18 protein-coding genes are annotated in these 25,648 nt (G+C 61.9%); 7 read left to right on the top strand and 11 right to left on the bottom strand.

All coding sequences use genetic code 11. The annotated features are described in order from the left end of the window. Positions 1-217: 217 nt before the first annotated feature. The 8 genes from ACU688_RS23555 to glnE form a co-directional block, all read right to left on the bottom strand. On the bottom strand, positions 218-1,657 hold the full coding sequence (locus tag ACU688_RS23555; RefSeq protein ID WP_448186561.1) for a lipopolysaccharide kinase InaA family protein: 1,440 nt from the start codon (positions 1,655-1,657) through the stop codon (positions 218-220). Further along, positions 1,657-2,409: a lipopolysaccharide kinase InaA family protein gene (locus ACU688_RS23550; protein WP_448186560.1), complete on the bottom strand. Its 753-nt coding sequence runs from the start codon at positions 2,407-2,409 to the stop codon at positions 1,657-1,659. Before ACU688_RS23550 ends, ACU688_RS23555 begins: the two co-directional genes overlap by 1 nt. After that, positions 2,406-3,140, bottom strand: coding sequence for a lipopolysaccharide kinase InaA family protein (locus ACU688_RS23545; RefSeq protein WP_448186559.1), 735 nt, complete (start codon positions 3,138-3,140; stop codon positions 2,406-2,408). Before ACU688_RS23545 ends, ACU688_RS23550 begins: the two co-directional genes overlap by 4 nt. Then, on the bottom strand, positions 3,140-3,946 hold the full coding sequence (gene rfaP, locus ACU688_RS23540) for a lipopolysaccharide core heptose(I) kinase RfaP (protein ID WP_448186558.1): 807 nt from the start codon (positions 3,944-3,946) through the stop codon (positions 3,140-3,142). The genes ACU688_RS23545 and rfaP overlap by 1 nt, the downstream gene beginning before the upstream one ends. Continuing rightward, positions 3,943-5,067 carry a glycosyltransferase family 4 protein gene (locus tag ACU688_RS23535; protein ID WP_448186557.1) on the bottom strand — a complete coding sequence of 375 codons (1,125 nt, stop codon included), beginning with the start codon at positions 5,065-5,067 and terminating at the stop codon, positions 3,943-3,945. The genes rfaP and ACU688_RS23535 overlap by 4 nt, the downstream gene beginning before the upstream one ends. After that, positions 5,067-6,128, bottom strand: a complete 1,062-nt coding sequence (gene waaC / locus ACU688_RS23530; protein WP_448186556.1) for a lipopolysaccharide heptosyltransferase I — start codon at positions 6,126-6,128, stop codon at positions 5,067-5,069. The genes ACU688_RS23535 and waaC overlap by 1 nt, the downstream gene beginning before the upstream one ends. Before the next feature lies 1 nt (position 6,129). Beyond that, positions 6,130-7,164, bottom strand: coding sequence for a lipopolysaccharide heptosyltransferase II (gene waaF, locus ACU688_RS23525; protein ID WP_448186555.1), 1,035 nt, complete (start codon positions 7,162-7,164; stop codon positions 6,130-6,132). A gap of 197 nt (positions 7,165-7,361) precedes the next feature. Continuing rightward, on the bottom strand, positions 7,362-10,301 hold the full coding sequence (gene glnE, locus ACU688_RS23520; RefSeq protein WP_448186554.1) for a bifunctional [glutamate--ammonia ligase]-adenylyl-L-tyrosine phosphorylase/[glutamate--ammonia-ligase] adenylyltransferase: 2,940 nt from the start codon (positions 10,299-10,301) through the stop codon (positions 7,362-7,364). Between the two features lie 383 nt (positions 10,302-10,684). Between glnE and aceE the strand changes: the two genes are divergently transcribed. From aceE to msrA, 4 genes are all read left to right on the top strand, one after another. Continuing rightward, a complete protein-coding gene (gene aceE, locus ACU688_RS23515; RefSeq protein ID WP_448186553.1) occupies positions 10,685-13,330 on the top strand; it encodes a pyruvate dehydrogenase (acetyl-transferring), homodimeric type in 2,646 nt (881 codons plus the stop codon). An 11-nt stretch (positions 13,331-13,341) separates the two neighbouring features. Beyond that, positions 13,342-14,979 carry a dihydrolipoyllysine-residue acetyltransferase gene (aceF, locus tag ACU688_RS23510; protein ID WP_448186552.1) on the top strand — a complete coding sequence of 546 codons (1,638 nt, stop codon included), beginning with the start codon at positions 13,342-13,344 and terminating at the stop codon, positions 14,977-14,979. 385 nt (positions 14,980-15,364) lie between these two features. Further along, positions 15,365-18,058, top strand: coding sequence for a putative bifunctional diguanylate cyclase/phosphodiesterase (locus tag ACU688_RS23505; RefSeq protein WP_448186551.1), 2,694 nt, complete (start codon positions 15,365-15,367; stop codon positions 18,056-18,058). Between the two features lie 73 nt (positions 18,059-18,131). Further along, complete coding sequence (msrA, locus tag ACU688_RS23500; RefSeq protein WP_017734898.1) at positions 18,132-18,779, top strand: peptide-methionine (S)-S-oxide reductase MsrA; 648 nt, start codon at positions 18,132-18,134, stop codon at positions 18,777-18,779. Between the two features lie 152 nt (positions 18,780-18,931). On the opposite strand, the gene ACU688_RS23495 is transcribed toward msrA, so the two are convergent. Beyond that, positions 18,932-19,768, bottom strand: a complete 837-nt coding sequence (locus ACU688_RS23495; RefSeq protein ID WP_448186550.1) for a 23S rRNA (adenine(2030)-N(6))-methyltransferase RlmJ — start codon at positions 19,766-19,768, stop codon at positions 18,932-18,934. A gap of 174 nt (positions 19,769-19,942) precedes the next feature. On the opposite strand from ACU688_RS23495, the gene ACU688_RS23490 reads away from it, so the two are divergent. Continuing rightward, a complete protein-coding gene (locus ACU688_RS23490) occupies positions 19,943-21,220 on the top strand; it encodes an O-acetylhomoserine aminocarboxypropyltransferase/cysteine synthase family protein (RefSeq protein WP_448186549.1) in 1,278 nt (425 codons plus the stop codon). Here the strand turns inward: ACU688_RS23490 and ACU688_RS23485 are convergent. Further along, positions 21,206-21,889, bottom strand: a complete 684-nt coding sequence (locus ACU688_RS23485; RefSeq protein WP_448186548.1) for a DUF4123 domain-containing protein — start codon at positions 21,887-21,889, stop codon at positions 21,206-21,208. The two genes, ACU688_RS23490 and ACU688_RS23485, sit on opposite strands and share 15 nt — an antisense overlap. 5 nt (positions 21,890-21,894) lie before the next feature. After that, positions 21,895-23,898 (bottom strand): type VI secretion system Vgr family protein, encoded by a 2,004-nt coding sequence (locus ACU688_RS23480; protein WP_448186547.1) that lies wholly within the window; start codon positions 23,896-23,898, stop codon positions 21,895-21,897. A 334-nt stretch (positions 23,899-24,232) separates the two neighbouring features. Between ACU688_RS23480 and ACU688_RS23475 the strand changes: the two genes are divergently transcribed. Together ACU688_RS23475 and ACU688_RS23470 are read left to right on the top strand one after the other, a co-directional pair. After that, on the top strand, positions 24,233-25,180 hold the full coding sequence (locus ACU688_RS23475) for a hypothetical protein (protein WP_448186546.1): 948 nt from the start codon (positions 24,233-24,235) through the stop codon (positions 25,178-25,180). Further along, positions 25,170-25,559, top strand: a complete 390-nt coding sequence (locus ACU688_RS23470) for a hypothetical protein (protein ID WP_448186545.1) — start codon at positions 25,170-25,172, stop codon at positions 25,557-25,559. The genes ACU688_RS23475 and ACU688_RS23470 overlap by 11 nt, the downstream gene beginning before the upstream one ends. Positions 25,560-25,648: the final 89 nt, after the last annotated feature.

The following is a 25,648-nucleotide window of genomic DNA, read 5'->3' as shown; positions in this document are numbered from 1 at the left end:
CTACAACAGCGTAAGGCGCCACAGCTACAACGGATACCATTCGCCAATAGCAGCAGAAAAGTTAGCGGCGTGAGAACCGAAAAGAATGTCCGAAATTACTGGACCAGTTCAGCTTGCCTGCGATAGCGGTGTATCAGTCGCTGATGTGCAAGCTGGCACGCCGCTATCGCAGGCAAGCCAGCTCCCACAATGATCTGCTCAACCCTTTAAGCCGCGATCAGGCCTGCACTGGCAGTCGCTGATCGATGAGCTTGTACAACGCACTCTCCGGCGCCCAGTTCCGCATAAACCGCGCACGGTCCTTCGCATACGCCTGAGCAAAGCTGGTGTCGCTGCTGTGCTGGCGCATGGCGTCCAGGTCGATCAGCGACCAGCGATCCGTGTCCCAGAACAGGTTATGCCCCTTGAAATCGCCATGGCTGATGCGCTCGCGGATCAGCTCGGCAAACAGGTGGTCGAGGGCCAGCAGTTCGCTTTCCGGCGCATCGCCCTGCTCAACATAAGGTGCAAAACGCTCGATGATGTCCGGCCCTGCCAGGTGCTCGGTGATCAGGTAAGCCCGGCTGCGCAACCAGAAAAAACGCTTTTCCAGTACCGCCAGCGGCTTGGGTGTGGCGATGCCGAGGAACGCCAGGCGATTGCCCTCGCGCCAGGAATGCCAGGCCCGGCTTGGGCGCCAGAAGCGCTTGAGCCAATGGGCGAAGCCCTTGATGTTGTAGCGCTTGATCACCAGCGGACGACCCGCCACATCGACCTTGGCCACGGTGGCCGCGCCGCCCGTCTTGAACAGATGGCCCTGGTCGAGCAAGGCATCGGCCTGCGCCAGTACCGGCAGCATCGCCGCCTCTTCTTCGCGACGGATCGCACGCAAGGCAAACGGCCCGCGCAACACGCTGAACAGGGTGCACTCGCGTCCGACTTTGTTGAGGAAGTCCTTTAATCGCCAGGCGCTGACCTTGCGCACCTGTTTCTCCAGGGCCTCTAGCGGCAAGGCGTGTTCGCCGTTGCTCAGCAGGTAGTACACCAGCAACTCTTCGGTGAACGGTGCGAGGTTTTTCGGCAGTTGGGCGAAAAACACACCGAGGTTTTCCAACACGCGGTTGCGCGACAGCGGTTTGCCCGCCTCTTCAACGCGAATCCCCGCGCCGTCGATCAAATACAGCTTGCCGTCCTGGCGCAGCAGGTTGTCCAGGTGCAGGTCTTCCTGCCACAGACCCTTGGCGTGCATCTGCGCAATCGCGCCCAGCGCCTCGGCGAGCACGGCGGTTTGTTCGTCGGCCAGCGGCGGCAAACCTTCGACGGCCTGCCAGGCATCCGCCAGGCTTTGCGCGCCATCAATAAATTCGAACAGCAGCCAGCCGCCCTCGCCTTCCTGCAAGCCATCGGCCAGCAACTGCGGCGTGGTCAGGCCTTGCTCGGCGAGCAGGCGCACGCCGGTCAGTTCACGCTGAAAATGCCGCGCCGCCTTGCTGCCCACCAACAATTTGGCCAGCACCGGACGCCCGCGCCATACCGCTGCGCCCACATAACGCTCGCCCGGCAATACGCGCAACAGGCTGAGCAGTTGCAACTGGCCAGGACCCGCCGCATCGGCCAACTCAATCGTCAGCGGCAACGTGGGAGTACGACCGGCAGTTTTCAGCTCGGACAAACGCATCAACGGTTTTCCTTGTGGCTACGACGGGCGCTCAGGCGCTGGTACCACGTGGCGACCAGCGCACTGTCCTCGGGTTGATCGAGGTACGCCGCCAACAGTTGGCGCACCTGCGCATCAGACCATTGTGGTGCGCGACGCAACAACGGCTCCAAGTCCTTGACCCGATCACGCCAGCCGAACAGCAGCGGGCGGGTTTTCTCCAGGTCGATCAACTGCGCGGCGTAACCGTCGCCGGTGGCCTGCAGGAAAATATGCTTGGGATAAAAACAGCCGTGCACCTGGCCGACGCTGTGCAACCGACGCGCCAGTTGGCCGCAAGCCAACAGGATCGCGCCGTGCTGGGCGTCGCTCAGTTGCGGCCACTCGTCGAGCAATGAATCCAGGTCATTCCAGCCGTCGAGCGCGCGGGTCAGCAGCATCGCGCGGTGCTCACCGGCCACTTTGCGCTCGCCGTAGAACGCCGCCTGCAACGCCGGGATGCCGAGTTTGCGGTAACGGCTGATATTGCGAAATTCGCGGGAGAAACTCGGCTCGCCAAACGGCCGGTGCAGGCTGCGCGTCAGGTAGTTGCTCTGGCGCTTGAGGTAATAACCGTGGCCGTCGAGCTCCAGGCGAAACACGCTGCTCCAGCCACCACGGCTGGTGTTCGGTTCATCCACTGCGTCGAGTTGCTTGGCCCACAGCGCGTCAAACGTGGCCAGGCCGTGGCGCTCCAGCAGCGCACGGTCCTCGGCCGCCAGGAAGTCAGTCATTCGCGCCCCTCAAAAAACTTCACCACGTGGCGAATCCGCTGTTTGTCCGACGCGCTCAGGTGACGGCGCTGACGGTATTGCATGTAGAAACGCAGGCGCTGGGTGGCTGACAGGTGATATTTGGCCACCTTGTCGAGGCAGGCCAGGTCCTTGGTGATGCGGTACTTGAGCCAGAACCCGCGCCAGAAATCGCCGTTGGGGCAATCGATCAGGTACAGGGTCTGCTGGTCGTCGATCAACAGGTTGCGCCACTTCAAGTCGTTATGGGTGAAGCGGTGGTCGTGCATGGTGCGCGTGTATTCGGCGAGCTGGCGGCTGACCGCATCGACCCACTTCGGATCGTGCAGGCGTGCATCGTCGCGGTCGGCGAGCACCGACAAATCTTCGGTGCGCGGCAATTCGCGGGTGATCATCGCGCCACGGTCATAGGCCAGGCCGTTGCGCTCCAGACCCCAGGCGACCACGTCGGCGGTGGGAATGCCCCACTTGGCGAAGCGCTTGAGGTTCTGCCATTCGGACTTGACCCGCGGCTTGCCCAGGTAACGGCGCAAGCCCTTGCCGGCGCCGGTGTAGCGCTTGACGTAGTAATTGACCCCGCCGCGCTCGACGCGAATCACTTCCGACAGCGGGTCGTGGGTCAGTTGCTCGCCTTGCAGGGCGAACACCGCCTCAAGGCTGCCAAAATCATCCGCCAGGTTGGCGTAGGCCGGTTCCAGGTTCCAACCCGCCATCAGATCGCATCCCCGTAACGTTGCTTGCGCGCGTAGAGCTTGTCGGCCTTGCGCTGCATCAGGCTCAGGGACGCCGATTGCTCGGCGAGGATCTGGCGCAGCGGCTGGCGGAAGTAGCCTTTGAGGAAGCGCAACTTGTCGCGTCGGGTCAGGCCGATTTCCAGCGCCGAGTAGTACAGCGCGGACAAGTCCTTGTCGCGCCAGCGCAGCGGCAGATGGTTACGCAATTGGGCGCGGTGCAGGTCGATCACCGACAGATTGATGTCTTTCGCGTCGATGGGCTTCGCGGTGTCCAGCAGGAAGTGGCACAGGTAGCAGTCGCGATGGTTCACGCCGCCACGGTGCATATCGCCGACCATGCGCGCCAGCTCGGCGGTGAGTGCATGGCGCAGCGCCGGTGCCGGCGGTTCGGCGACCCAGTTGACGGTCAAGTCTTCCAGGCTGACGGTGGGCGCCAGCTCTTCGGTGATGATGAACGAGTGCTGGTCCGCCGGGTTGCTGCCCTTTTCGCCAAACGCCACGCCGGTCATGGTCGGCACGCCGAGGGCTTGCAGGCGATGGATCGCCGCCCACTCCAGGCCCGCGCCGAGTACCGGCAGCTTGGCGGTGATCAGGTTCTTGAAGATCTCGCCCCAGCCGATGCCCCGGTGGATCTTCACGAAATACGGACGGCCCTCGACCACGGTACGCAATGTGCGCCGCGCTGCCAGTTCACGGAATACTTCGCCTTGCAGTTTCTCGACTTCGGCAAAGGCGTCACGCCCGGCCCATAACGTCTGGAACGGTTCGGCAAGAATCAACTTCATCGTTTCGGCTCCGCCAGAATCACATCCGCAGCGTGCTGCGGCATGCTGTAGAGGTCGGCCGTCTCGGCGAAGGCCAACCCATTGCGGCCCCAGGCCGCGCGCTGTGCAGTGTCGCTGAGCATTTGCGCCAGGTACGTGTTGAGCTGCGTTTGTTCGAACGGCTCATCCAGCACTTTGCCGCAGTCGGCCTCGGCGATGTAGTGGGCATAACCGCACACGGCCGAGACCAGCACCGGCAACCCGGCCACCAGGGCTTCGAGCAACACGGTGCCGGTGTTTTCGTTGTACGCCGGGTGGATCAACAGGTCGGCGCCCAGCAGGAAACGCGGGATATCACTGCGGCCCTTGAGGAACTGCACGTTGTCCCCCAAGCCCAGCGTGGCGCTTTGCAGTTGGAATACCTTGGGGTCGTCCTGGCCGATTACAAACAGGCGCGTGCGTTTTTTCAGCTCCGCCGGCAGCGCGGCCACGGCCTTGAGGCTGCGGTCGACGCCCTTGGTCTTGAAGCCGGAGCCGATCTGCACCAGCAGCAGATCGTCGTCAGCGAGGTTGAATTCCTTGCGGAAACCTTCGCGGATTTCGGCCGCATTCGGCGGTGCGCGACGGTCCTGGGCAATGCCCGGCGGCAGCAGGTGGAAGCGTTCCAGCGGCGTGTCGTAATGCTTGATGAACAGCGGCTGCTGCACTTCGGAAATCATCAGCACTTCGGTCTTGGCGTCCTTGGCAAACACCGCGCGCTCGTACTCGGCGAAGTGCTTGTAGCGGCCAAAATAGCGGTACAGCGAATGGCGCAGGTTTTGTGCCTTGTCTTCAAAGCAGCCATCGGCGGCGTAGTACACGTCCAGGCCGGGCATTTTGTTGAAGCCGATCAGGCGATCCACCGGGCGTTTGGCCAGGTCGGCGGCCATCCAGGCGCTGAGTTTCTCGTTGCGCCGATGGTTGAAGAACGCCTTGACCGGCGCCACCAGCACCTCGAAGCCGGGCGGGATATCGCCTTCCCAGATCAGCGTGTACACGCGGATCTGGTGGCCGCGCTGCTGGCACTCCAGGGCGATGCGCATGAAGTCGCGCTGCAAGCCACCGAAGGGGAAGTATTTGTACAAAACGAAAGCCAGTTGCATCAGTGCAGCTCCTCAGCCAATAACAACGTGCTCAGTCGGCTGGCCACACGCTCAGGGTTCAGGCGCGTGAAGCACAGGGGCGACTCGCGCTTGAGGTCGAACCGACGCAGGTCGTCGGCCGTCGGTTGATAGGTACATTGCTTTTGCAGGCAGGGCGCGCAAGGGAAGTCGCTGCCCAGGTGAATCTGGCCCTTGCCGTAGGCGCCGGTCAGGCCCGGGTTGGTGGGGCCGAACAGGGAAATGGTCGGCACGTCCAACGCGGCCGCCAGGTGACCGAGGCCAGTGTCCACTGCTACACAGGCGCGAGCGCCGGCCAGCACGCGGGCGACGCCGGCCAGGTTCAGCTTGGGCAGCACTTCGGCGTTTGGCAGGCCGTAAGCCAGGCGGTCGGCGCGGGCTTTTTCGGCGGCGTTGCCCCACGGCAGTTTCACGTCCACACCGAGGCGGCCCATGCGTTCGGCCAGCTCGCGCCAGTAGGCTTCGGGCCAGTGCTTGGTGTCCCAGGTGGTGCCGTGCAGCAGCAGGACGAAGGGCTTTTTCGGCGGCAGGCCGAGCAGCTTTTCGACGCTCAGGCCGTAGTCACCCAAGCCCTTGGGCAGGTCATAACCGAGGGCTACGGCAAACAGTTGGCGCAGGCGCTCCACCGCGTGTTGGCCACGGGCCACGGCCAGGCGTCGGGAATAGAAGCGTGCGGCCATCGGCTCACGGGCAGAGTTCTTGTCGAAACCGGCCACTGGCGCGCGCACGTAGCGGGTCAGCCAGGCGCTTTTCAGCAGGCCTTGGGCGTCGATCACCAAGTCATATTTGGTCGCTTGGACACGCTGCTTGAAGCGCCGCCACTCGCCACTCTTGATGGTCTGCCAGATGTTTTTGCGCCAGCGGCGAATCGCCACCGGGATCACCTTGTCGACCGCCGGGTGCCAGGTAGGAATCTCGGCGAAGCCTTCTTCTACCACCCAGTCGAATTGAATGCCGGGGATCGCCCGCGCGGCATCAGTGAGTGCCGGCAAGGCGTGGATCACGTCGCCCAGGGATGAGGTCTTGATTACCAGGACGCGCAAACTATCGGACCTCGACCACAGAGCCTTGCAACCGCTGCAAGGCTTCGTTGACCGGCTGCGGCAGCAACTGGCGCATGCAGTTGTAGTGGCCGAAACGGCAAGTACGATCAAAACACGGGCTGCATTCCAGGCCCAGGCGCACCACTTCGACCTTGTCGGCCAGCGGCGGGGTGAAACCCGGCGACGTGGAGCCGTACACCGCCACCAACGGGCGGTTCAGGGCCGCCGCGACGTGCATCAGGCCGGAGTCGTTGGACACCACCGAATCGGCGCAGGACAGCAGGTCGATGGCCTCGGCCAGCGACGTGTCGCCACTGAGGTTCACCGCCTCTTCGCGCAGGCCGGGGATCAGGCGTTGGCGAATGTCTTCGCCCACCGGGTGATCCTTCTTCGAACCAAACAGCCACACCTGCCAGCCTTCGCGGATTTTTGCCTCGGCGACCTTGGCGTAATGCTCCGACGGCCAGCGCTTGGACTCGCCAAACTCGGCGCCCGGGCACAGCGCCAACACCGGGCGATCCAGGCTCAGGCCGAACTTGGCCAGGGCGGCATCGCGGCTCACCGGGTCGATCTGCAAGCTCGGGCGCGGATACGGCTTGGGCAGCTCGGCACCCGGCTCATAGGCCAGGGCCATGAAGCGCTCGATCATCAACGGGTAGCGCGCCTTGTCCAGCGTGCGCACGTCATTGAGCAGCACGTAGCGGAACTCGCCGCGCCAGCCGGTGCGCTTGGGAATGCCGGCAAAATACGGCACCAGCGCCGATTTCAGCGAGTTGGGCAGCAGGATGGCCTGGTCGTACCTGCCGGCCAGGGATTTGCCGATGCGCCGACGGGTCGCCAGCTCCAGGGCGCCGTGGCCGAGCGGAAAGCTCAAGGCCGCGCGCACTTCGGGCATGCGTTCGAGGATCGGGCGGCTCCACTCAGGGGCGAGCACGTCGATCTGGCAGTCGGGATGACGCTGTTTCAGGCACTGGAACAGTGTCTGCGCCATCACCATGTCACCGACCCAACTGGGCCCAACGATCAGAATATTCATGTAGTTTCCACAAACGATGCGGGGAGGCTTATGCCTCCCCGCCTCGATAATTACTGTAGGTCGCGCTTTTTGTGGGAGCGGGCTTGCTCGCGAAAGCATCACCGCGGTCTGGCAGACAGACCGCAGCGCCTGCTTCGCGAGCAAGCCCGCTCCCACATAAAGCCGATTTCCACATTAGATTGGCGTCACTCGATTAATCAGCTTAACCCCAGTTCTTTCCAGATTCGCATCACCTGGCGCCGTTCGTCGGCGAACTGATCCCCGGCCACCGTGCCGGCCTCGTTCTGCAAGGCCTGGCGGTGCGCGGCGGAACGGTAGGCCTTATACACCTCGCGCAGCAGATGGGCATCGGCAGCGGGCATCAAGCCCACCTGCTCCAGGCCTTCCAGAATGCGGATATTGTCGGTGTAGCGCAGCAACGATGGATGTTGCGCAGACCACGCCAAAGCCGCGTATTGCACCATAAATTCAATATCGACGATACCTCCGGCGTCCTGCTTGAGGTCGAACAGCGCCGTGGCTTCGAAGGCATTCGCGCCGGTGCCGGCCGTGGTGCCTTTGGTGCCGAGGTTGTCACGCATCTTCGCGCGCATCTCGCTGACCTCCTGACGCAGCGTGGCCAGGTCGCGCTCACGCCCCAGCACTTTGGCCCGCACCTGCTCGAACGCATGCCCCACGTCCTGGCTGCCTACCAGCACCCGCGCGCGGATCAGGGCCTGGTGTTCCCAGGTCCAGGCTTCATTTTCCTGATAGCGCTCGAAGGCCCCCAGCGAACTGACCAACAGCCCGGATGCGCCGGAAGGTCGCAGGCGCATGTCCACTTCATATAACTGCCCGGAGTTGGTCTGGGTGGTCAGCAGATGAATGATGCGCTGGCCCAGGCGCGTGAAGAACTGCGCGCCATCAATCGGCTTGGCGCCGTCGGTCTCGGCCTGCGGGTCGCCGTCGTGGATAAACACCAGGTCCAGGTCCGAACCATGCCCCAGTTCGATACCGCCGACTTTGCCATAACCGACAATGATGAACCCAGGATCGCACAGGGTGCCGTCCACGCGCTGCGGCGAGCCATGGCGCGCCACGGTCTGGCGCCAGGCCAGGGCCAACACTTGTTCGAGGATGGCTTCGGCGAGCCAGGTCAGGTAGTCGCTGACTTTCATCAGCGGCAGGCTGCCGGCGATTTCCGAGGCAGCGACGCGCAGGCGGTGGGCCAGTTTGAAGTGGCGCAGGGCTTCCATCTGCTGTTCCAGGTCGTCCTCGGGAATGCGCGTGAGGCGCTCGCGCAGTTCGGCGGCGAGCTCCGGCGCCAGCGGCGGCTTGAACAGGCGGCCTTCGTTGAGCAATTCATCGAGCAGCAACGGGAAGCGGGTAATTTGCTCGGCGATCCACGGGCTGGCGGCGCACAGGGTCAACAGGCGACGCAGGGCGTCTGGGTTTTCCGTGAGAAGCACCAGATAAGCGGAACGCCGCGCGACGGCCTCCACCAGCGGCAAAACGCGCTCCAGCACCAGGTCCGGGTTGGCGTGCTCGACCGCCTGGGCCAGCAAACGCGGGATAAACGCATCCAGGCGTTCGCGGCCGAGGCGTTGCATGGCGCGCAATTGCGGGCTGTTGCGCAGACCCGCCAGGGCCTTGAGGGCCTTGGCGGCATCACTGAAACCGCCTTCTGCCAGCTGTCGACAGGCGGCCTCTTCATCTTGGGATTCTTCCCACAGCGGCAACCACTCGCCGCCCACGACCAATTCGCTTTCTTCACCTTCTTCTTCATCGGGATCGGCGATCACTTGGCGGAAGTGCCAATCCACCCGGCCGCGCCAGTACATCAAGCGCTCGTGGAACGCAGCCCAGTCAGCAAAACCCAGCATAAAGGCAATGCGCGCCTGGTCTTCCGGGGTGTCCGGGAGCATTTGCGTCTGGCGGTCGGCAATCGCCTGGATTGCGTGCTCGGTGTAGCGCAAGAATTCGTAGCCATCGCGCAACTCGGCGATCACCGCCGGTGGCAGGTAGCCCTGGCCTTCCAGGGTGCCGAGCACCTTGAGCAAGGGACGCTGTTGCAGGCTGAGGTCGCGGCCGCCGTGGATCAGCTGGAACGCCTGGGCGATAAATTCCACCTCGCGGATGCCGCCCGAGCCCAGCTTGATATTGTCGGCCATGCCTTTGCGCCGCACTTCCTGCTGGATCAGCTGCTTCATGGTGCGCAGCGCTTCGATGGCGGAAAAGTCCAGGTAACGGCGGTAGACAAACGGGCGCAGCATGTCGAGCAGTTGCGCACCGGCGATCTGGTCACCCGCAACCACGCGCGCCTTGATCATGGCGTAGCGCTCCCAGTCGCGGCCCTGGTCCTGGTAATACTGTTCCAGCGCATTGAAGCTGAGCACCAGCGAGCCGGACGAACCGTAAGGACGCAGGCGCATATCGACGCGGAACACAAAACCATCGACAGTCATTGGATCGAGGGCCTTGATCAGTTTTTGACCAAGGCGAATAAAGAACTCCTGGTTATCCAGCGCGCGCTTCACGCCGACGGTTTCGCCGCCTTCGGGGTAGGCGAAGATCAGGTCGATATCCGACGACAGGTTCAGCTCCACCGCGCCGAGCTTGCCCATGCCGAGGATGACCATTTGTTGCGGCTCGCCGCTGCGCCGGCCGGTGGGTGTGCCGAACTGGGCGCAATGGCGCTGGTACAACCATTGGTAGGCTTGATCGATGCTGGCGTCGGCCATGTCGGACAGGTCGCGGCAGGTTTGCACCAGGTCGGCCTGGCGGGTCAGGTCGCGCCAGATGATGCGCACTTGCTGGCGAGTGCGTTGGCGACGCAGCACGCGGCCCAGTTCATCTTCTGTTTCGACCTGTTGCACAGCGCCAGCAATCTGCCCGCACAGCTCGCCGGGGGCGAAACCCCGGTCCAGCTCGCCCCAGGCCACCAGCTCCAGCAACATCAAAGGGTCACGAACACTCTGTTGAATGACAAAATCGCTGGCCGCACACACGCGGGCGAAGTCGGCCCACCGTTGCGGCGACCACGCAGAAAGGCCATGATCGTCGCCCAGCGTGGCTACGGCGTCACGAAATGACTGCTCGGCCCGGCTGGCGTAAGGCAGGAGGATGGCCGGTAGTTTGGCCAGCGTTGGAAGGCTCATGGTCTATCCTTGATCGGCGCGTATTTGGCTTGTTGTGATGACGGCAAGAACCCAGCGCGGCGATGGACTGTCGAACAAAGGTTATAAATAGCTGAAAATTCGTACTTATTGGCAGGCAACATTAAACTTCTACCTTTTCTTGTCTGCAAAAGATCAACATTAACGATTATGCTCACCAGCCAGACCGAGCCATACGCTCGGTCTTGTGTAGTTTTACTACTCGTATATACATTCGAAAGGCTGAAATGGCCGACGATTTGTAGTAAAACTACAGGACGCCGAAGCAACCTTCGGCCATCCAAGAATTTATGTCGTCTGCCCACAAGGCCAGTCGCAAACTTCAGGCAACCGATTCTGGTAGCCTTTCCGCCCTGGAGCAAGCCATGCAAGACCTCGATCCCGTCGAAACCCAGGAATGGCTGGACGCCCTGGAATCGGTTCTCGACAAAGAAGGCGAAGACCGTGCTCACTACCTGATGACCCGTATGGGCGAACTCGCAACCCGCAGCGGTTCGCAGTTGCCTTACGCCATCACCACGCCATACCGCAACACCATCCCCGTTACCCACGAAGCACGCATGCCTGGCGACCTGTTCATGGAACGCCGCATTCGCTCGCTGGTACGTTGGAACGCCATGGCGATGGTAATGCGCACGAATCTGAAAGATTCGGACCTGGGCGGTCACATCTCCAGCTTCGCTTCCAGCGCAACTCTGTATGACATCGGCTTCAACTACTTCTTCCAGGCCCCGACCGACGAACACGGCGGCGACCTGATCTACTTCCAGGGCCACACCTCGCCAGGCGTTTATGCCCGCGCGTTCATGGAAGGTCGCATCACCGAAGACCAGATGAACAACTTCCGCCAGGAAGTGGACGGTGGCGGCCTGTCGTCGTACCCGCACCCTTGGCTGATGCCTGATTTCTGGCAGTTCCCGACTGTATCCATGGGCTTGGGCCCGATCCAGGCGATCTACCAGGCACGTTTCATGAAGTACCTGGAAGCCCGTGGCTTCATCCCTGAAGGCAAGCAGAAAGTCTGGTGCTTCCTGGGCGACGGCGAGTGTGACGAGCCGGAATCCCTGGGTGCCATCTCCCTGGCTGGCCGCGAGAAGCTGGACAACCTGATCTTCGTCATCAACTGCAACCTGCAGCGCCTCGACGGCCCGGTTCGCGGCAACGGCAAGATCATCCAGGAACTCGAAGGCGTGTTCCGTGGTGCTCAGTGGAACGTAACCAAAGTCATCTGGGGCCGTTTCTGGGACCCACTGCTGGCCAAGGACGTCGACGGCATCCTGCAACGTCGCATGGACGAAGTCATCGACGGCGAGTACCAGAACTACAAAGCCAAAGACGGCGCGTTCGTGCGTGAACACTTCTTCAACACGCCAGAACTCAAGGCGATGGTTGCAGACCTGTCCGACGACGAAATCTGGAAACTCAACCGTGGCGGCCACGACCCGTACAAGGTCTACGCGGCGTACCACGAAGCGGTGAACCACAAAGAACAACCGACCGTCATCCTGGCCAAGACCATCAAGGGTTATGGCACCGGTGCCGGCGAAGCGAAGAACACTGCGCACAACACCAAGAAAGTTGATGTTGAAAGCCTGAAGCTGTTCCGCGACCGCTTCGACATCCCGGTCAAGGACGAAGAGCTGGAAGACCTGCCGTTCTTCAAGCCAGAGCCAAACAGCGCCGAAGCCCGCTACCTGAGCGAGCGCCGCACTGCACTGGGCGGTTTCGTGCCACAGCGCCGCGCCAACAGCTTTGCCGTACCGACCCCAGACTTGAGCACCCTCAAGGCCATCCTGGACGGTTCGGGCGACCGTGAAATTTCCACCACCATGGCCTTCGTGCGTATCTTGGCGCAGCTGGTCAAGGACAAGGACATCGGCCCGCGCATCGTCCCGATCATCCCGGACGAAGCCCGTACCTTCGGTATGGAAGGTATGTTCCGTCAGTTGGGCATCTACTCCTCCGTCGGCCAGCTCTACGAGCCAGTCGATAAAGACCAGGTGATGTTCTACAAAGAAGACAAGAAGGGCCAGATCCTCGAAGAAGGCATCAACGAAGCGGGCGCCATGAGCTCCTTCATCGCTGCCGGTACTTCGTACTCCAGCCACAACCAGCCGATGCTGCCGTTCTACATCTTCTACTCGATGTTCGGCTTCCAGCGTATTGGCGACCTGGCTTGGGCAGCAGGCGACAGCCGTACCCGTGGCTTCCTGATCGGCGGTACCGCTGGCCGGACCACGCTGAACGGCGAAGGCCTGCAACACGAAGACGGTCACAGCCACATCCTGGCTGCCACCATCCCGAACTGCCGCACCTTTGATCCAACCTACGGCTATGAGCTGGCGGTGATCATCCAGGACGGCATGAAGAAGATGACCGAAGAGCAGCAGGACGTTTTCTACTACATCACCGTGATGAACGAGTCCTACCAGCAGCCTGCAATGCCGGCTGGCGTGGAAGAAGGCATCATCAAGGGCATGTACCTGCTCGAAGAAGACACCAAGGAAGCAGCGCACCACGTACAGCTGATGGGCTCCGGCACCATCCTGCGCGAAGTGCGTGAAGCGGCGAAGATCCTGCGTGAAGAGTTCAACGTCGGCGCCGACGTGTGGAGCGTCACCAGCTTCAACGAACTGCGTCGCGACGGCCTGGCCGTAGAGCGCAGCAACCGCCTCAAGCCTGGTCAAAAACCAGCGAAGAGCTACGTCGAAGAGTGCCTGGCCGGCCGTAAGGGTCCAGTCATTGCCTCTACCGACTACATGAAGCTGTTCGCCGAACAAATTCGCCAGTGGGTCCCGTCCAAGGAATTCAAAGTCCTGGGCACCGACGGTTTCGGCCGCAGTGACAGCCGCAAGAAGCTGCGTCACTTCTTCGAAGTCGACCGTCACTTCGTGGTGTTGGCAGCCCTGGAAGCCTTGGCTGACCGTGGTGAGATCGAACCTAAGGTGGTGGCTGACGCTATCGTCAAGTTCGGGATCAACCCGGAAAAACGCAACCCACTGGACTGCTGAGGAGACTTTTTGTGAGCGAACTCATTCGCGTACCTGACATCGGCAGCGGTGAAGGTGAAGTAATCGAGCTGTTTGTGAAGGTCGGCGACACCGTCGAAGCCGACCAGAGCATCCTGACCCTGGAGTCGGACAAGGCGAGCATGGAAATCCCTGCTCCCAAGGCCGGCGTGGTCAAGAGCCTGAAAGTGAAGCTGGGCGACCGCCTGAAAGAAGGCGACGAACTGCTGGAACTGGAAATCGAAGGTGCCGCTGATGCGGCCCCTGCACCTGCGGCCGCTCCGGCTGCCGCTGCTGCACCGGCGCCTGCCGAGAAGCCAGCCGAGGCCCCTGCGGCCCCGGCTGCTGCTCCTGCTGCCGCTTCGGTCCAGGACATCCACGTGCCGGACATCGGTTCGTCGGGCAAGGCCAAGATCATCGAGCTGCTGGTCAAGGTCGGCGACACCGTCGAAGCCGACCAGTCGCTGATCACCCTGGAGTCCGACAAGGCCTCCATGGAAATCCCTTCGCCGGCTGCCGGCGTGGTGGAAAGCATCGCGGTCAAGCTGGAAGACGAAGTCGGCACTGGCGACTTCATCCTCAAGTTGAAAGTACAAGGCGCTGCGCCATCTGCGGCTCCAGCTCCGGCGGCTGCTCCAGCGGCCAAGGCTGAAGCGGCGCCTGCTGCTCCGGCTCCTGCTGCAAAAGCTGAGGCCGCTCCGGCTCCAGTGGCTGCCGCACCTGCGCCAAGCGGTGCCAAGGTTCACGCCGGCCCTGCCGTGCGTCAGCTGGCTCGTGAGTTCGGCGTCGAGCTGAACGCCGTCGCAGCCACCGGCCCCCACGGCCGCGTGCTGAAGGAAGACGTGCAGGTTTACGTCAAGGCGATGATGCACAAAGCCAAGGAAGCTCCGGCTGCCGGCGGCGCTACCGGTGGTTCGGGCATTCCGCCGATCCGCACCGTGGACTTCAGCCGCTTCGGCGAAACCGAAGAAGTGCCGATGACCCGCCTGATGCAAATCGGCGCGGCCGGCCTGCACGCCAGCTACCTGAACATCCCGCACGTGACCCAGTTCGACCAGGCCGACATTACCGACCTGGAAGCTTTCCGCATTGCGCAGAAAGCCGTGGCCGAGAAGGCCGGCGTGAAACTGACCGTGCTGCCGCTGCTGCTCAAGGCGTGCGCGCACCTGCTCAAGGAACTGCCGGACTTCAACGCTTCGCTGGCACCAAGCGGCAAGGCGATCATCCGCAAGAAGTACGTGAACATCGGTTTCGCGGTAGACACTCCAGATGGCCTGCTGGTACCGGTCATCAAGAACGTCGACCAGAAGAGCCTGCTGCAGCTTGCCGCTGAGGCTGCTGCACTGGCGGCCAAGGCCCGCGACAAAAAGCTCACCCCGGACGACATGCAGGGCGCGTGCTTCACCATCTCCAGCCTCGGGCACATTGGCGGTACTGGCTTCACGCCAATCGTCAACGCGCCGGAAGTGGCGATCCTGGGTGTGTCCAAGGCCACTATCCAGCCTGTGTGGGACGGTAAAGCGTTCCAGCCGAAGCTGATGCTGCCACTGTCGCTGTCCTACGATCACCGTGTGATCAACGGCGCCGCTGCTGCACGCTTCACGCAGCGCCTGAGCCAGTTGCTGAACGACATCCGCACTATCCTGCTGTAAGCCTCAACGGGCCTCCCTTTCATCGGGGAGGCCTGGCTGCACCGATTTCCGAGCGCCACACGCTCGTACCTCAACCCCGCCACTTGGCGGGGCTTTTTTTGCCTGTTTGATCGTTCCCACGCTCCGCGTGGTAACGCCGCCCCGGACGCTCCGCGTCCCCCTGTATACGGTTTTTTTGCCTAGATAACTGGACAGGCAAAACAGGTTTGTACACCTTCCATCACCGCCATTTCAGAAATCCCTCGCGCGGCCGATAACCCCCTTATAGCACTTAGCCTTCATCCTCTCTTGTCAGTGCGTGCTGCATGATGCAACCTTGCCGCAGGCGACAGAAAAGAGGGCGTGAGCCCAGCGCCGTGCGCATCTTCCCAAGCGAGTTTCCCCCATGAAAAGCCAACCCGATGTCGCCCGTATGGCGGCCGAGGTAGTGACGCAATTACCGGTGCCTTCGCGCCTCGGTATGCTGCGTTTCGAGCGGCTGAATGAGGCAAGCTGGGCCCTGCTCTACCTCGACCCCAATTGCGAACGCCAATTCGGCCTGCCGGCGGTCGAGCTGTGTGCCCTGCTCGGCACCCCCTACGCCAGCCTGATGGAGCCCCAAGCGCGCTATCAGCTGCATGATGCGATCCAGCAACAACTGAGCCACAGCCCCCACTACCTGGTGCGCTACACCCTGCACACCAGCGACGGCCCGCTGAGCCTGCTGGAAATGGGCGAAGCCTACAAACAACACAATCGCCACCTGCTGCGCGGCTACCTGATGGTGGTCGACGGCCTGTTCAGCGAAGTCTCGACGACGGCCCCGACGGCCGACCTGGAAAGCCAGAACAGCCGCCTGCAGATAGCCCTGGAGCTCAACCAGCGCGCGCAGCAAGAACAACTGCAACACCTGGAACGCGTGCGCGCCCAACAGGAGCTGATCCTGCTGCTGGCCCGCCAGCGCTACACCGCGAACAATTCGTTGCAGGAAGCCGCCGAGCTGATCACCCGCAGCGCCTGTGAAATCTACCAGGTCGACAGCGCGCGCATCTGGCACCTCGAAGACCAGCGCCTGGTGCCGATTGCCGCCTACCTGCGCGCCGACCAGCAGCACTACGTGCCCGAGCCCATCGATGCCAGCGGCTTCCCGGATTACCTGGAAGCCCTGCACAGCAGCCGCGCGATCGACGCCACCAACGCCCTGCGCGACCCGCGCACCCGCGAGCTGGCCGAAGAGCTGCGCGCCAAGGACATCCAGGCCCTGCTCGACGCCAGCATTCGCGTAGATGGCCAGGTGGTCGGTGTGCTCTGCCTGGAGCAAGGCCGCAGCCCGCGTATCTGGCAGGCCGACGAGATCGCCTTTGCCGGGGAGCTGGCGGACCAATTTGCGCAAGTCATCAACAACCACAACCGACGCACCGCCACCAGCGCCCTGCACCTGTTCCAGCGTGCGGTGGAGCAAAGCGCCAACGCCTTTCTGCTGGTCAATTGCGACGGTGTGGTCGAGTACGTCAACCCGAGCTTTACCGCGATCACCCAGTACAGCGCCGAAGAAGTCCACGGCCACCGCCTGGCGCAACTGCCGGCGCTGGAGAACCTCAGCGAGCTGCTGTTCGACGCGCCCTCCAGCCTGGCCAAGAGCAACAGCTGGCAGGGCGAATTCAAGAGCCGGCGCAAAAACCTCGAACCCTACTGGGGCCAGCTGTCGATTTCCAAGGTGTACGGCGACAACCGTGAGCTGACGCACTACATCGGCATCTACGAAGACATCACCCAGACCAAGCTGGCCCAGCAGCGCATCGAGCGCCTGGCCTACACCGACAATTTGACCAACCTGGGCAACCGCCCGGCGTTTATCCGCAATCTCGACGAACGCTTTGCCCGCGACAGCGACAGCCCGATCAGCCTGCTGCTGGTGGACATCGACAACTTCAAGCGCATCAACGACAGCCTCGGCCACCAGACCGGCGACAAGCTGCTGATCAGCCTGGCCCGGCGCCTGCGCAACAGCCTCAGCGCCGGCGGCAGCCTGGCGCGATTCGCCAGTAACGAATTCGCCGTGCTGCTCGACGACACCGACCTGGAAACCGGCCAGCAAGTCGCCAGCCAGCTGTTGGCGACCCTCGACAAGCCGATGTTCGTCGACAACCAACTGATCAGCGTCACCGGCTCCGTAGGCCTGGCCTGCGCGCCCTTGCACGGCCGCGACCCACAAACCCTTATGCGCAACGCCGGCCTGGCCCTGCACAAGGCCAAGGCCAACGGCAAGCACCAGGTGCAAGTGTTCACCGAAGCGCTCAACGCCGAAGCCAGTTACAAGCTGTTCGTGGAAAACAACCTGCGCCGCGCCCTGACCCAGAACGAGCTGGACGTGTTCTACCAGCCCAAGCTGTGCCTGCGCAGCGGGCGTTTGCTGGGCATGGAAGCGCTGCTGCGCTGGAACCACCCGGAAAAAGGCATGATCCGCCCCGACCAGTTCATCAGCGTGGCGGAAGAGACCGGCTTGATCATCCCCATCGGCAAATGGATCGCGCGCCAGGCCTGCCGCATGAGCAAGCAACTGAGTGCGGCGGGCATGGGCAACTTGCAGGTGGCGATCAACCTCTCGCCCAAACAGTTCTCCGACCCGGACCTGGTGGCCTCGATTGCCACCATCCTCAAGGAAGAAGACCTGCCGGCCAACCTGTTGGAGCTGGAGCTGACCGAAGGCTTGCTGCTGGAAGCCACCGAGGACACGCGCCTGCAACTGGACCAGTTGAAAAGCTTTGGCCTGACCCTGGCCATGGACGACTTCGGCACCGGCTACTCGTCCCTGAGCTACTTGAAAAAATTCCCGATCGACATCATCAAGATCGATCGCAGCTTTATCCATGAAATCCCGGACAACCAGGACGACATGGAAATCACCTCGGCAGTGATCGCCATGGCCCACAACCTCAAGCTCAAGGTCGTGGCCGAAGGCATCGAGACCGCTGAACAGCTGGCGTTCCTGCGCCGGCACCGTTGCGACGTCGGCCAGGGCTACCTGTTCGACCGGCCAATCCCCGGCGCCGAGCTGTTTGCTATGCTCAAGCGCTATCCACGCGGACCTGTCGCCTGACAGCGTGGTAACACTCGGGCACACTGGCTGTCTGAATCTTTACCGCTAACTCAACCTGACGAGAGGACTGATCATGGTCTTGCGCTCGGAAATTCTGGTGAATAAAAACGTGCTTCCTACTGCAGAACAAGCTTTGCCTGGCCGCGAAACCCCGATGGCGCTGCCTGAAACTCACTTCGTCAACGGCAACCCATTGCTGGGGCCCTTCCTGGATGACGTCGGTTTCGCGATCTTCGGCCTGGGTTGCTTCTGGGGCGCCGAGCGCAAGTTCTGGCAGCGCGACGGCGTGGTCAGCAGCGTGGTCGGCTACGCCGGCGGCTTCACGCCGAACCCGACCTACGAAGAAGTCTGCTCGGGCCTAACCGGCCACAGCGAAGTGGTGCTGGTGGTGTATGACCAGGCCAAAGTGAAATACGAAGACCTGCTGAAGATGTTCTGGGAACTGCACAACCCGACCCAGGGCATGCGCCAGGGCAACGACATCGGCAGCCAGTACCGCTCGGTGATCTATGCAACCACCCCGGAGCAATTGGACGCGGCGAAAGCCAGCGCACAGGCTTATCAGCAAGAGCTGACCAAGGCCGGGCTGGGTGAGATCACCACGGAAATCGACGAAGCGCCGACGGTGTACTTCGCCGAGGCGTATCACCAGCAGTACCTGGCGAAGAACCCGCAGGGTTATTGCGGGATTGGCGGCACGGGCGTGACCTGCCCGATCTAAGGCTTACACAGTTCAAATGTGGGAGCGGGCTTGCTCGCGAAAGCGGTGGATCAGTCAACTGATTCTGTGACTGACACTCCGTATTCGCGAGCAAGCCCGCTCCCACACAAGCCCGCTCCCACATTGGGTTCTGTGTTTGGCTTTAGAGCTGATTACTCAGCAATCAACCAATCCATCTGCCACCCACCCTGGGTCTGCCCCAGCTGCTTGGACAACCACGGCAGCAGTTCACGCAACTCCTCTTCCAAGCCCCACGGCGGATTGGCAATCGCCAGGCCCGAGCCCGTCAGGGTGTTCGGCGTATCCAATGGATGCACCAACAACTCCACACGCAGCAGTTTCGGCGCCCCCGTGCCGGCCAGGTCCTGATAGAAACGGCGCAACATGCGCTGGTCCTTCACCGGGTACCAAATGGCCGCGACGGTCTGGCGCATGCGGGTCACGGCTTCTTTGAGGGAGGCGGCGCAGCGCTGCATCTCGTCGAGTTTCTCGAACGGTGGGTCGATCAGCATCAACGCGCGTTTTTCCGGCACTGGCAGCAGGGCACGCGGCACATGCCAGCCTTCACCCAGGTGCACTTTGACGCGGCGATCACCCTTCATGTTGTCTTTGAGCAGCACACCGTCTTCCGGGTGCTTTTCATTGAGCAGCACGCGGTCCTGTGGCCGCGTGAGGCGGCGCGCCAGCTCCGGCGAGCCCGGGTAGTAGCGCAACTGGCCATCCGGGTTCATCTCGTGCAGCACACGCATGTAATCAGCGGTCAGCGGCGGCAGGTCACTTTGGCCCCACAGGCGCGCAATGCCTTCCAGGTATTCACCGGTACGGTTGGCCTGGTCGCCCTGCAAGTCGTACAGGCCGATCCCGGCGTGGGTGTCGAGGTAGGTGAACGGCTGATCCTTGCGCGACATCAGGGCGATGAGGCGGGTCAAGGTCAGGTGTTTGAAGACATCGGCGTGGTTGCCGGCGTGAAAGGCGTGACGATAATTCATGGTTGCTCCTGCGCAGGGGGCGAAGTTTACCTGTTACGCACGCTTTGGTGCAGCGCGGCATGCCAGGCGGTGCTTATGCCGCAAAGGCAGGTGGCTGGCTGAAAAAAATCTAAATGCTTAGGTGGGTGCAGATTTATTGTGGCAATCCACTATCCAGGGAGGTCAATAACAATCATGAAAGACGCCACCATCGCACTGCACCACGGCTTCAAGTCGGACCCCACCACCAAGGCCGTCGCCGTGCCGATCTACCAGAACGTCGCCTTCGAGTTCGATAACGCCCAGCACGGTGCCGACCTGTTCAACCTGGACGTGCCCGGCAATATCTACACGCGCATCATGAACCCCACCAACGACGTGCTGGAGCAACGCATCGCGGCGCTCGAAGGCGGGATCGCGGCCCTGGCCGTGTCGGCCGGCAGCGCGGCGATCCACTATGCGATCCAGACGCTGACGCGTGCCGGCGACAATATCGTCACCACGCCGCAGCTCTACGGCGGCACCTACACCCTGTTCGCGCACTTGCTACCGAGCTTCGGCGTGGACGTGCGCTTCGCCCGTGACGACTCCGCCCAAGCCATCGCCGAGCTGATCGACGACAACACCAAGCTGGTGTACTGCGAAAGCATCGGCAACCCGGCAGGCAATATCATCGACCTGCAAGCCCTGGCCGACGTCGCCCATGCCCGTGGCGTGCCGCTGATGGTGGACAACACCGTGGCCACGCCGATCCTGTGCAAACCAATCCATTTCGGCGCCGACATCGTTGTGCATTCGCTGACCAAATACATCGGCGGCCATGGCAACTCCCTGGGCGGCGTGATTGTCGACAGCGGCAAATTCCCCTGGACCGATTACCCGGAAAAATTCCCCGGCCTCAACAACCCCGAGCCGGCCTATCACGGCGTGGTCTACACCGAGAAATTCGGCCCCGCGGCCTTTATCGCCCGCGCCCGCACCGTGCCGCTGCGCAATACCGGCGCGGCGCTGGCGCCGATGAACGCCTTCCTGCTGCTACAAGGCCTGGAAACCCTCGCGCTGCGCATGGAGCGCCACACCGAAAATGCCTTGAAGGTTGCGCAGTTCCTGCAAGGTCATCGCGACGTGGAATGGGTCAGCTACGCCGGCCTGCCGGACCATCCGCACCACGCCCTGGCGCAGAAATACCTGCAGGGCAAACCCTCGGCGATCCTCTCGTTTGGCTTGAAGGGCGGTTATGAAGCCGGCGTGCGCTTCTACGACGCGCTGCAAATCTTCAAGCGCCTGGTGAATATCGGCGATGCCAAGTCCCTGGCCTGCCATCCGGCCTCCACCACCCACCGGCAGATGAACGAACAAGAGCAGGCCAAGGCCGGGGTGAAACCGGAAATGATCCGCCTGTCGGTGGGCATCGAGGCGATTGAAGACCTGCTCGAAGACTTGCAGCAGGCCCTGGGTTCAACCCAGCGCTGAAGCAATGTAGTCGGCCAGCGCTGCATGGCTGATGGGCGAACTCCCCACGAAGCGGGCGACCTTGTGGCGCAAGGTCGCTGGCGTGAAGGCGGCGCAGAGGTCGGGGCGCTGTTCTTCGAGCCATTGCAGCAGGTTGTCGATCAGCGTCTGCGGTGATTGCTCTGCCAGCAGCGCCAACAGTGGTGCAGGCACTTGCCACCAGGGGCTGGTGTTGGCGGCCGTCACCGCGCCTGTCGCCACGCTCAGTGCCTGGCCATTGATGAGGTAACGCTGGAATACGGGCAATATTTCCCCACCCGCGTGCTGAATGATCGGCAACATCTGGGCGCCGTCCCAGAAGCGCAAGAACACCGCCTGCCCCTCCGGCAGGTGCACCTTGGTCAGGCTTTGCAGGTGCGCGATCACCGCTTCCAACGGGCTGGACGAGACGGCCAGCCAACCCCAATCGGTGGATTCGGTGGCCGCAACCCAATCGAGGAAGGGACTACCACGCTCGACGATGGCGACGTAGGGCATGACCTCATCCCATGACGCATAGGCCGTGCCAGCCCAAACGGGGTGCAGCGCAGCTCCGCCTGCATGGGTTCGCCATGCCGTCAGGGGCTTGGCATCGCTGGCCGCACTCACGATGGCGTAGAGCTGTTCACCGGGAAGCAAATGTTGATGCATCGCCACTAGATCCTTTCAAGGTTGGCGCACAGGCCGTTCTTGCAGCGCTCGCATTCTTCGCAAAACGGCGCGCTGCGCTTGAGGCTGGCCACTTGCGCGCGGCTCAACGGCGCGGGCATGACCGCCAATAATGTCTCTTTCAATCCCGGCATCAGCGGCGCAGCGGCCGCAACAAGCGCACCACCAACCTGGATCGGCACGCTGCTGAAAATCCCGCCCGCCGACAACGTGATCGACTGGCCACCCGCTTGAATCGTCACGGACGCGCCTGCATCGATGACCACACTTTGCCCCGCACCGATCTGAATGATGCGCCCGGCGCGCGTCTGCTGGGAGCCGCCAACCACCAGGTGATCGTCCTGCTTGAGTTCGGTCAGGCGGTTGCCGTGGGTGATGCGCTGTTCTTCACCTTGCAGCTCATGATGGGATTCGCCACCCACTCGCACTCGACGTTGGTTATCCACCTGCACCTGCTGGTCATGCAGTACGTGCTGGGTCCAATCGCGCTGGGCGCGCAGGTAGATTTCCTCGGCGCCTTTGCGGTCTTCGATGCGCAACTCGTTGTAGCCACCACCACCGGGGCTGCTTTGGCTGCGGAACGTGCTGCGGGTCTTGTCTGCCGGCAAGTCGAGGGGCATAGGTGTTGCCGCGTTGGGCAGGCAACCCATCACCAAGGGCATGTCCATATCGCCATTGACGAAACCCACCAGCACTTCCATGCCCACGCGCGGGATCAGCACCGCGCCATAGCGGTCATGGGCCCAGCCGCTGGCCACCCGCAGCCAGCAACTGGAATGGTCGTTGTGTTCGCCGTTGCGGTCCCAGGCCAATTGCACTTTGACCCGGCCGTATTCGTCGCAATGGATTTCGCTGTCGGCGGGGCCGGTGACCACCGCGTTCTGATAGCCGGAAATGCTGGGGCGCTCAGGCAATGGCGGGCGAAAGATCACATCCCACGGCGCCGCGACAAAGGTGTTGCGATAACCCTGGCGAAAATCCCCACCTGCCGGCTCAGTGACCGCTTCCTCCAGCACCTGGGGCTGCTTGCCCTCGTGGACAACGTGGGTCACCAGCCACAAATCATTCCAGGTCTCACGCTGGTGGCCGGCGAGTCGCATGAAACGGCCGCAGGCCAGCGCCGGTTCGTCGCCACTGCCACGGGCGATTTGATAGTCACTGCGCCGGCGCTCCAGGCCACGTTGCGCAAGGTACTTGCCATGGACGCGGTCGCTGAAGTGGCCGGGATAATCCTGCACCTCAAGGCGCGGAGCTTGCTCGCTAGCCGCCACGTTTTCCAGCGCCAGGCGCGGCTTGTGCCAATCGTAATCGCGCAGGTTCAGCGCCGTGGCGCGGGTTTCCAATTGCACGGCGAAGCGCTTGATCGCCGGCGTGTCGGCGACCATCCCGGAGCCGGGGGTATAAGGCGTGGGCTGCCCGGCCTGGGCAAAGACCGTCTGGTCATCGCCAAACACCAGCAGGTGGCGCTCGGCCGCATGCTGGAAGTGATAGTGGATACCCGCCTCGGCACACAGGCGCTGGACGAACGCCAGATCGGTCTCGCCAAACTGCACGCAGTACTCGCGCTCGGGGTAGGTGCCGCTCAAGTGAAACGCAAAACGGTCGCTCTGGATGCCCTGCCCCACCAGCACCTGCGCCACGATCTGCGGCACTGTAAGGTGCTGAAAAATACGTTGCTGGCTGCTGTGTGCCAGGTAGGCCAGTTGTGGCACGAGGCTGAGCTGATAACGCGTCAGGCGCCGCCCGGAATCACCTTGCGCCACGCGGTAGACCAGGCCATGGACGCCATGGCCTTGGTCGTCGAAGCCCAGATACACCGGGCGATGCAGCAGGCGTTCGAGGTCGATGTCGGGCTGTTCGCTGACCAGTTCAAGGTCAAAACAATAGGGTTGGCTGAGTGCTTCGGTACCGTTGAAGCGGTACACCTTGAGGTCACTGGCGACCCCGTCCAGGGTCAGGTTGAAGGCACTTTGATTGGCAGGAGCGAACATCCGGTGTTTCTCTGCGAAGGAGTGGGCGGGGGATAGTGCCTCAGCCATTTGCCCTGCTGATCACAGCGCAAACAAATCAGTAAATCCTTACAGCAGGGGTTTGCTTTTCGCCTCTTCATTCTTGCGTGGGTTTTCAGCCTGAAAATACAGGCGTCTTACGGAAGCCTTTCATCGCTGTGTAGCCCGTTTCCCAAACTCAAAAAACCACCCCAAATTCCCCCCTGTACAACCACGACGATTACCAGACGACTGATTAAATTTCGCAGCCATGTTCATGCAAAAGGAATGTGTTCATGGCAGGTCATCTTTACACCGAATCGCGGGGGAGCTTGTGATGCCCCAGCCCTACGGTTTTCTCAATCACCGGCAACAAACGTCCGTGGAACTCAAGGCGAGTTTGCGATTGAGCAAGCACGCCGAAGCCAAGTTTGACGCGCTGAACACCCATATCCGCAATGTGGTGGTGCTGCCCGGGCAACTGGTGATCATGGGCGACGAGACGGTTGCCGCCCGCACCTCGGAGGAGTCACGCCTGATGTGCGCGGCTTGGGATATTCGCCATAGCGTGATGGCTCATGGTGGGGATGCCTTTGCGTTGCAGAACTATGATTTGCTGCAACAGCTGCTTGGGTACGCTTCGCTGGGGATCGGTACCGCAGGGGATGCCTGGAGTCGGCATTTGCAGGAAATCGTGAAAACACTCGATGAAATTGAGGCACTGCATAAGCAATCGCTACGTCGGGGCGGTGGCGCAGCGCGAGATGATTTCCTGGCTCGCCGCCAAGTGCTGTTTGCCAAGCTGGAAGCGCAAATGCGCAGCTTTGCGCGGTATGGCACGGGCCTGCGCAATGAAGGTTCGATCAAGAAGATGCTGGGGATCTCGACCAGGAGCTATTTGCACACCGGGGAGATAAATCGATACGCAGAAACGATTGCCAAAATTTCGAAGACGGCGAAGCTGCTTAAACACGGCACGCCGTTGGGGATAGCGTTGAGTACGACAGCGACGGCGCTGGAGATCAAGGAGGCGTGTTCTACCGGGAGAGGGGAGCAATGCCGAAAAGCGAAGTATGTGGAAGCCGGTAAATTAACCTTTGGTGTAGCAGGAGGAATCATTGGAGGCCAGATGGGAATGGGCTTGTGTATAGCGGTAATGGCTCCGACAACCGGGCCGCTCGCCCTGAGCTGCCTTTTGATAGCAGGCGGCGCAATGGGCGCGGCTTTCGGCAATTGGGGCAGCGAGGTTGGCGCAGCCGCCGGAGAGGTACTGTATGAGTATTGAGTACATACTTAACCTCCCTACCAAAGACCAAATAGCATTGGGTTCGGCAGCCTCAATGCTTCTAGCTGTCTCGCTTGACATCTTTCTGGCCTATCGAAAATTGGAGTCGATGGAGCGGCGCTTGGACCAATGCAGCCTCCTGACCAATTACAAACGTCTTTTGGGCAACAGCCTACGAGGAAGATTATCCAGACTGTGTGCGGTCTATGTAGCAATTGCGCTACCGAGGTGGAATGCAAGACGAGGTGTCATCAACGTAAAACAAGTCGCAGAGTTTCCCCGCAGCCTGAAATTCGCCCTTCACGGAACAGCTCTTATCGGGCTAATCGGAGCAGTGAGTGCGATGATCTTTCATTTCAGCGATCAACTGAGCCTGTAACCCGGCGCATTTTCACCTCCAGCCCCCCCCAAAAAAAACGGCCCGCCATCCAAAGGACGCGGGCCGTTTTCTCAACTCAACAGGCGAAT

Source organism: Pseudomonas acericola (SeqCode) (genome assembly GCF_053456465.1).
Note: the sequence above shows the minus strand (reverse complement) of the source record. Positions and strands in the feature narration are given on the sequence as shown.

Bases quoted from the DNA above. Each gene is read 5' to 3' on its own strand.
- ACU688_RS23505 (WP_448186551.1), top strand. From the start codon at position 15,365: ATGAAAAGCCAACCCGATGTCGCCCGTATGGCGGCCGAGGTAGTGACG.
- waaF (WP_448186555.1), bottom strand. From the start codon at position 7,164: ATGAATATTCTGATCGTTGGGCCCAGTTGGGTCGGTGACATGGTGATG.
- rfaP (WP_448186558.1), bottom strand. From the start codon at position 3,946: ATGAAGTTGATTCTTGCCGAACCGTTCCAGACGTTATGGGCCGGGCGT.
- ACU688_RS23535 (WP_448186557.1), bottom strand. From the start codon at position 5,067: ATGCAACTGGCTTTCGTTTTGTACAAATACTTCCCCTTCGGTGGCTTG.
- ACU688_RS23480 (WP_448186547.1), bottom strand. From the start codon at position 23,898: ATGTTCGCTCCTGCCAATCAAAGTGCCTTCAACCTGACCCTGGACGGG.
- ACU688_RS23545 (WP_448186559.1), bottom strand. From the start codon at position 3,140: ATGGCGGGTTGGAACCTGGAACCGGCCTACGCCAACCTGGCGGATGAT.
- ACU688_RS23490 (WP_448186549.1), top strand. From the start codon at position 19,943: ATGAAAGACGCCACCATCGCACTGCACCACGGCTTCAAGTCGGACCCC.
- aceE (WP_448186553.1), top strand. From the start codon at position 10,685: ATGCAAGACCTCGATCCCGTCGAAACCCAGGAATGGCTGGACGCCCTG.
- ACU688_RS23475 (WP_448186546.1), top strand. From the start codon at position 24,233: ATGCCCCAGCCCTACGGTTTTCTCAATCACCGGCAACAAACGTCCGTG.
- ACU688_RS23495 (WP_448186550.1), bottom strand. From the start codon at position 19,768: ATGAATTATCGTCACGCCTTTCACGCCGGCAACCACGCCGATGTCTTC.
- ACU688_RS23550 (WP_448186560.1), bottom strand. From the start codon at position 2,409: ATGACTGACTTCCTGGCGGCCGAGGACCGTGCGCTGCTGGAGCGCCAC.
- glnE (WP_448186554.1), bottom strand. From the start codon at position 10,301: ATGAGCCTTCCAACGCTGGCCAAACTACCGGCCATCCTCCTGCCTTAC.
- ACU688_RS23555 (WP_448186561.1), bottom strand. From the start codon at position 1,657: ATGCGTTTGTCCGAGCTGAAAACTGCCGGTCGTACTCCCACGTTGCCG.
- ACU688_RS23470 (WP_448186545.1), top strand. From the start codon at position 25,170: ATGAGTATTGAGTACATACTTAACCTCCCTACCAAAGACCAAATAGCA.
- msrA (WP_017734898.1), top strand. From the start codon at position 18,132: ATGGTCTTGCGCTCGGAAATTCTGGTGAATAAAAACGTGCTTCCTACT.
- ACU688_RS23485 (WP_448186548.1), bottom strand. From the start codon at position 21,889: ATGCATCAACATTTGCTTCCCGGTGAACAGCTCTACGCCATCGTGAGT.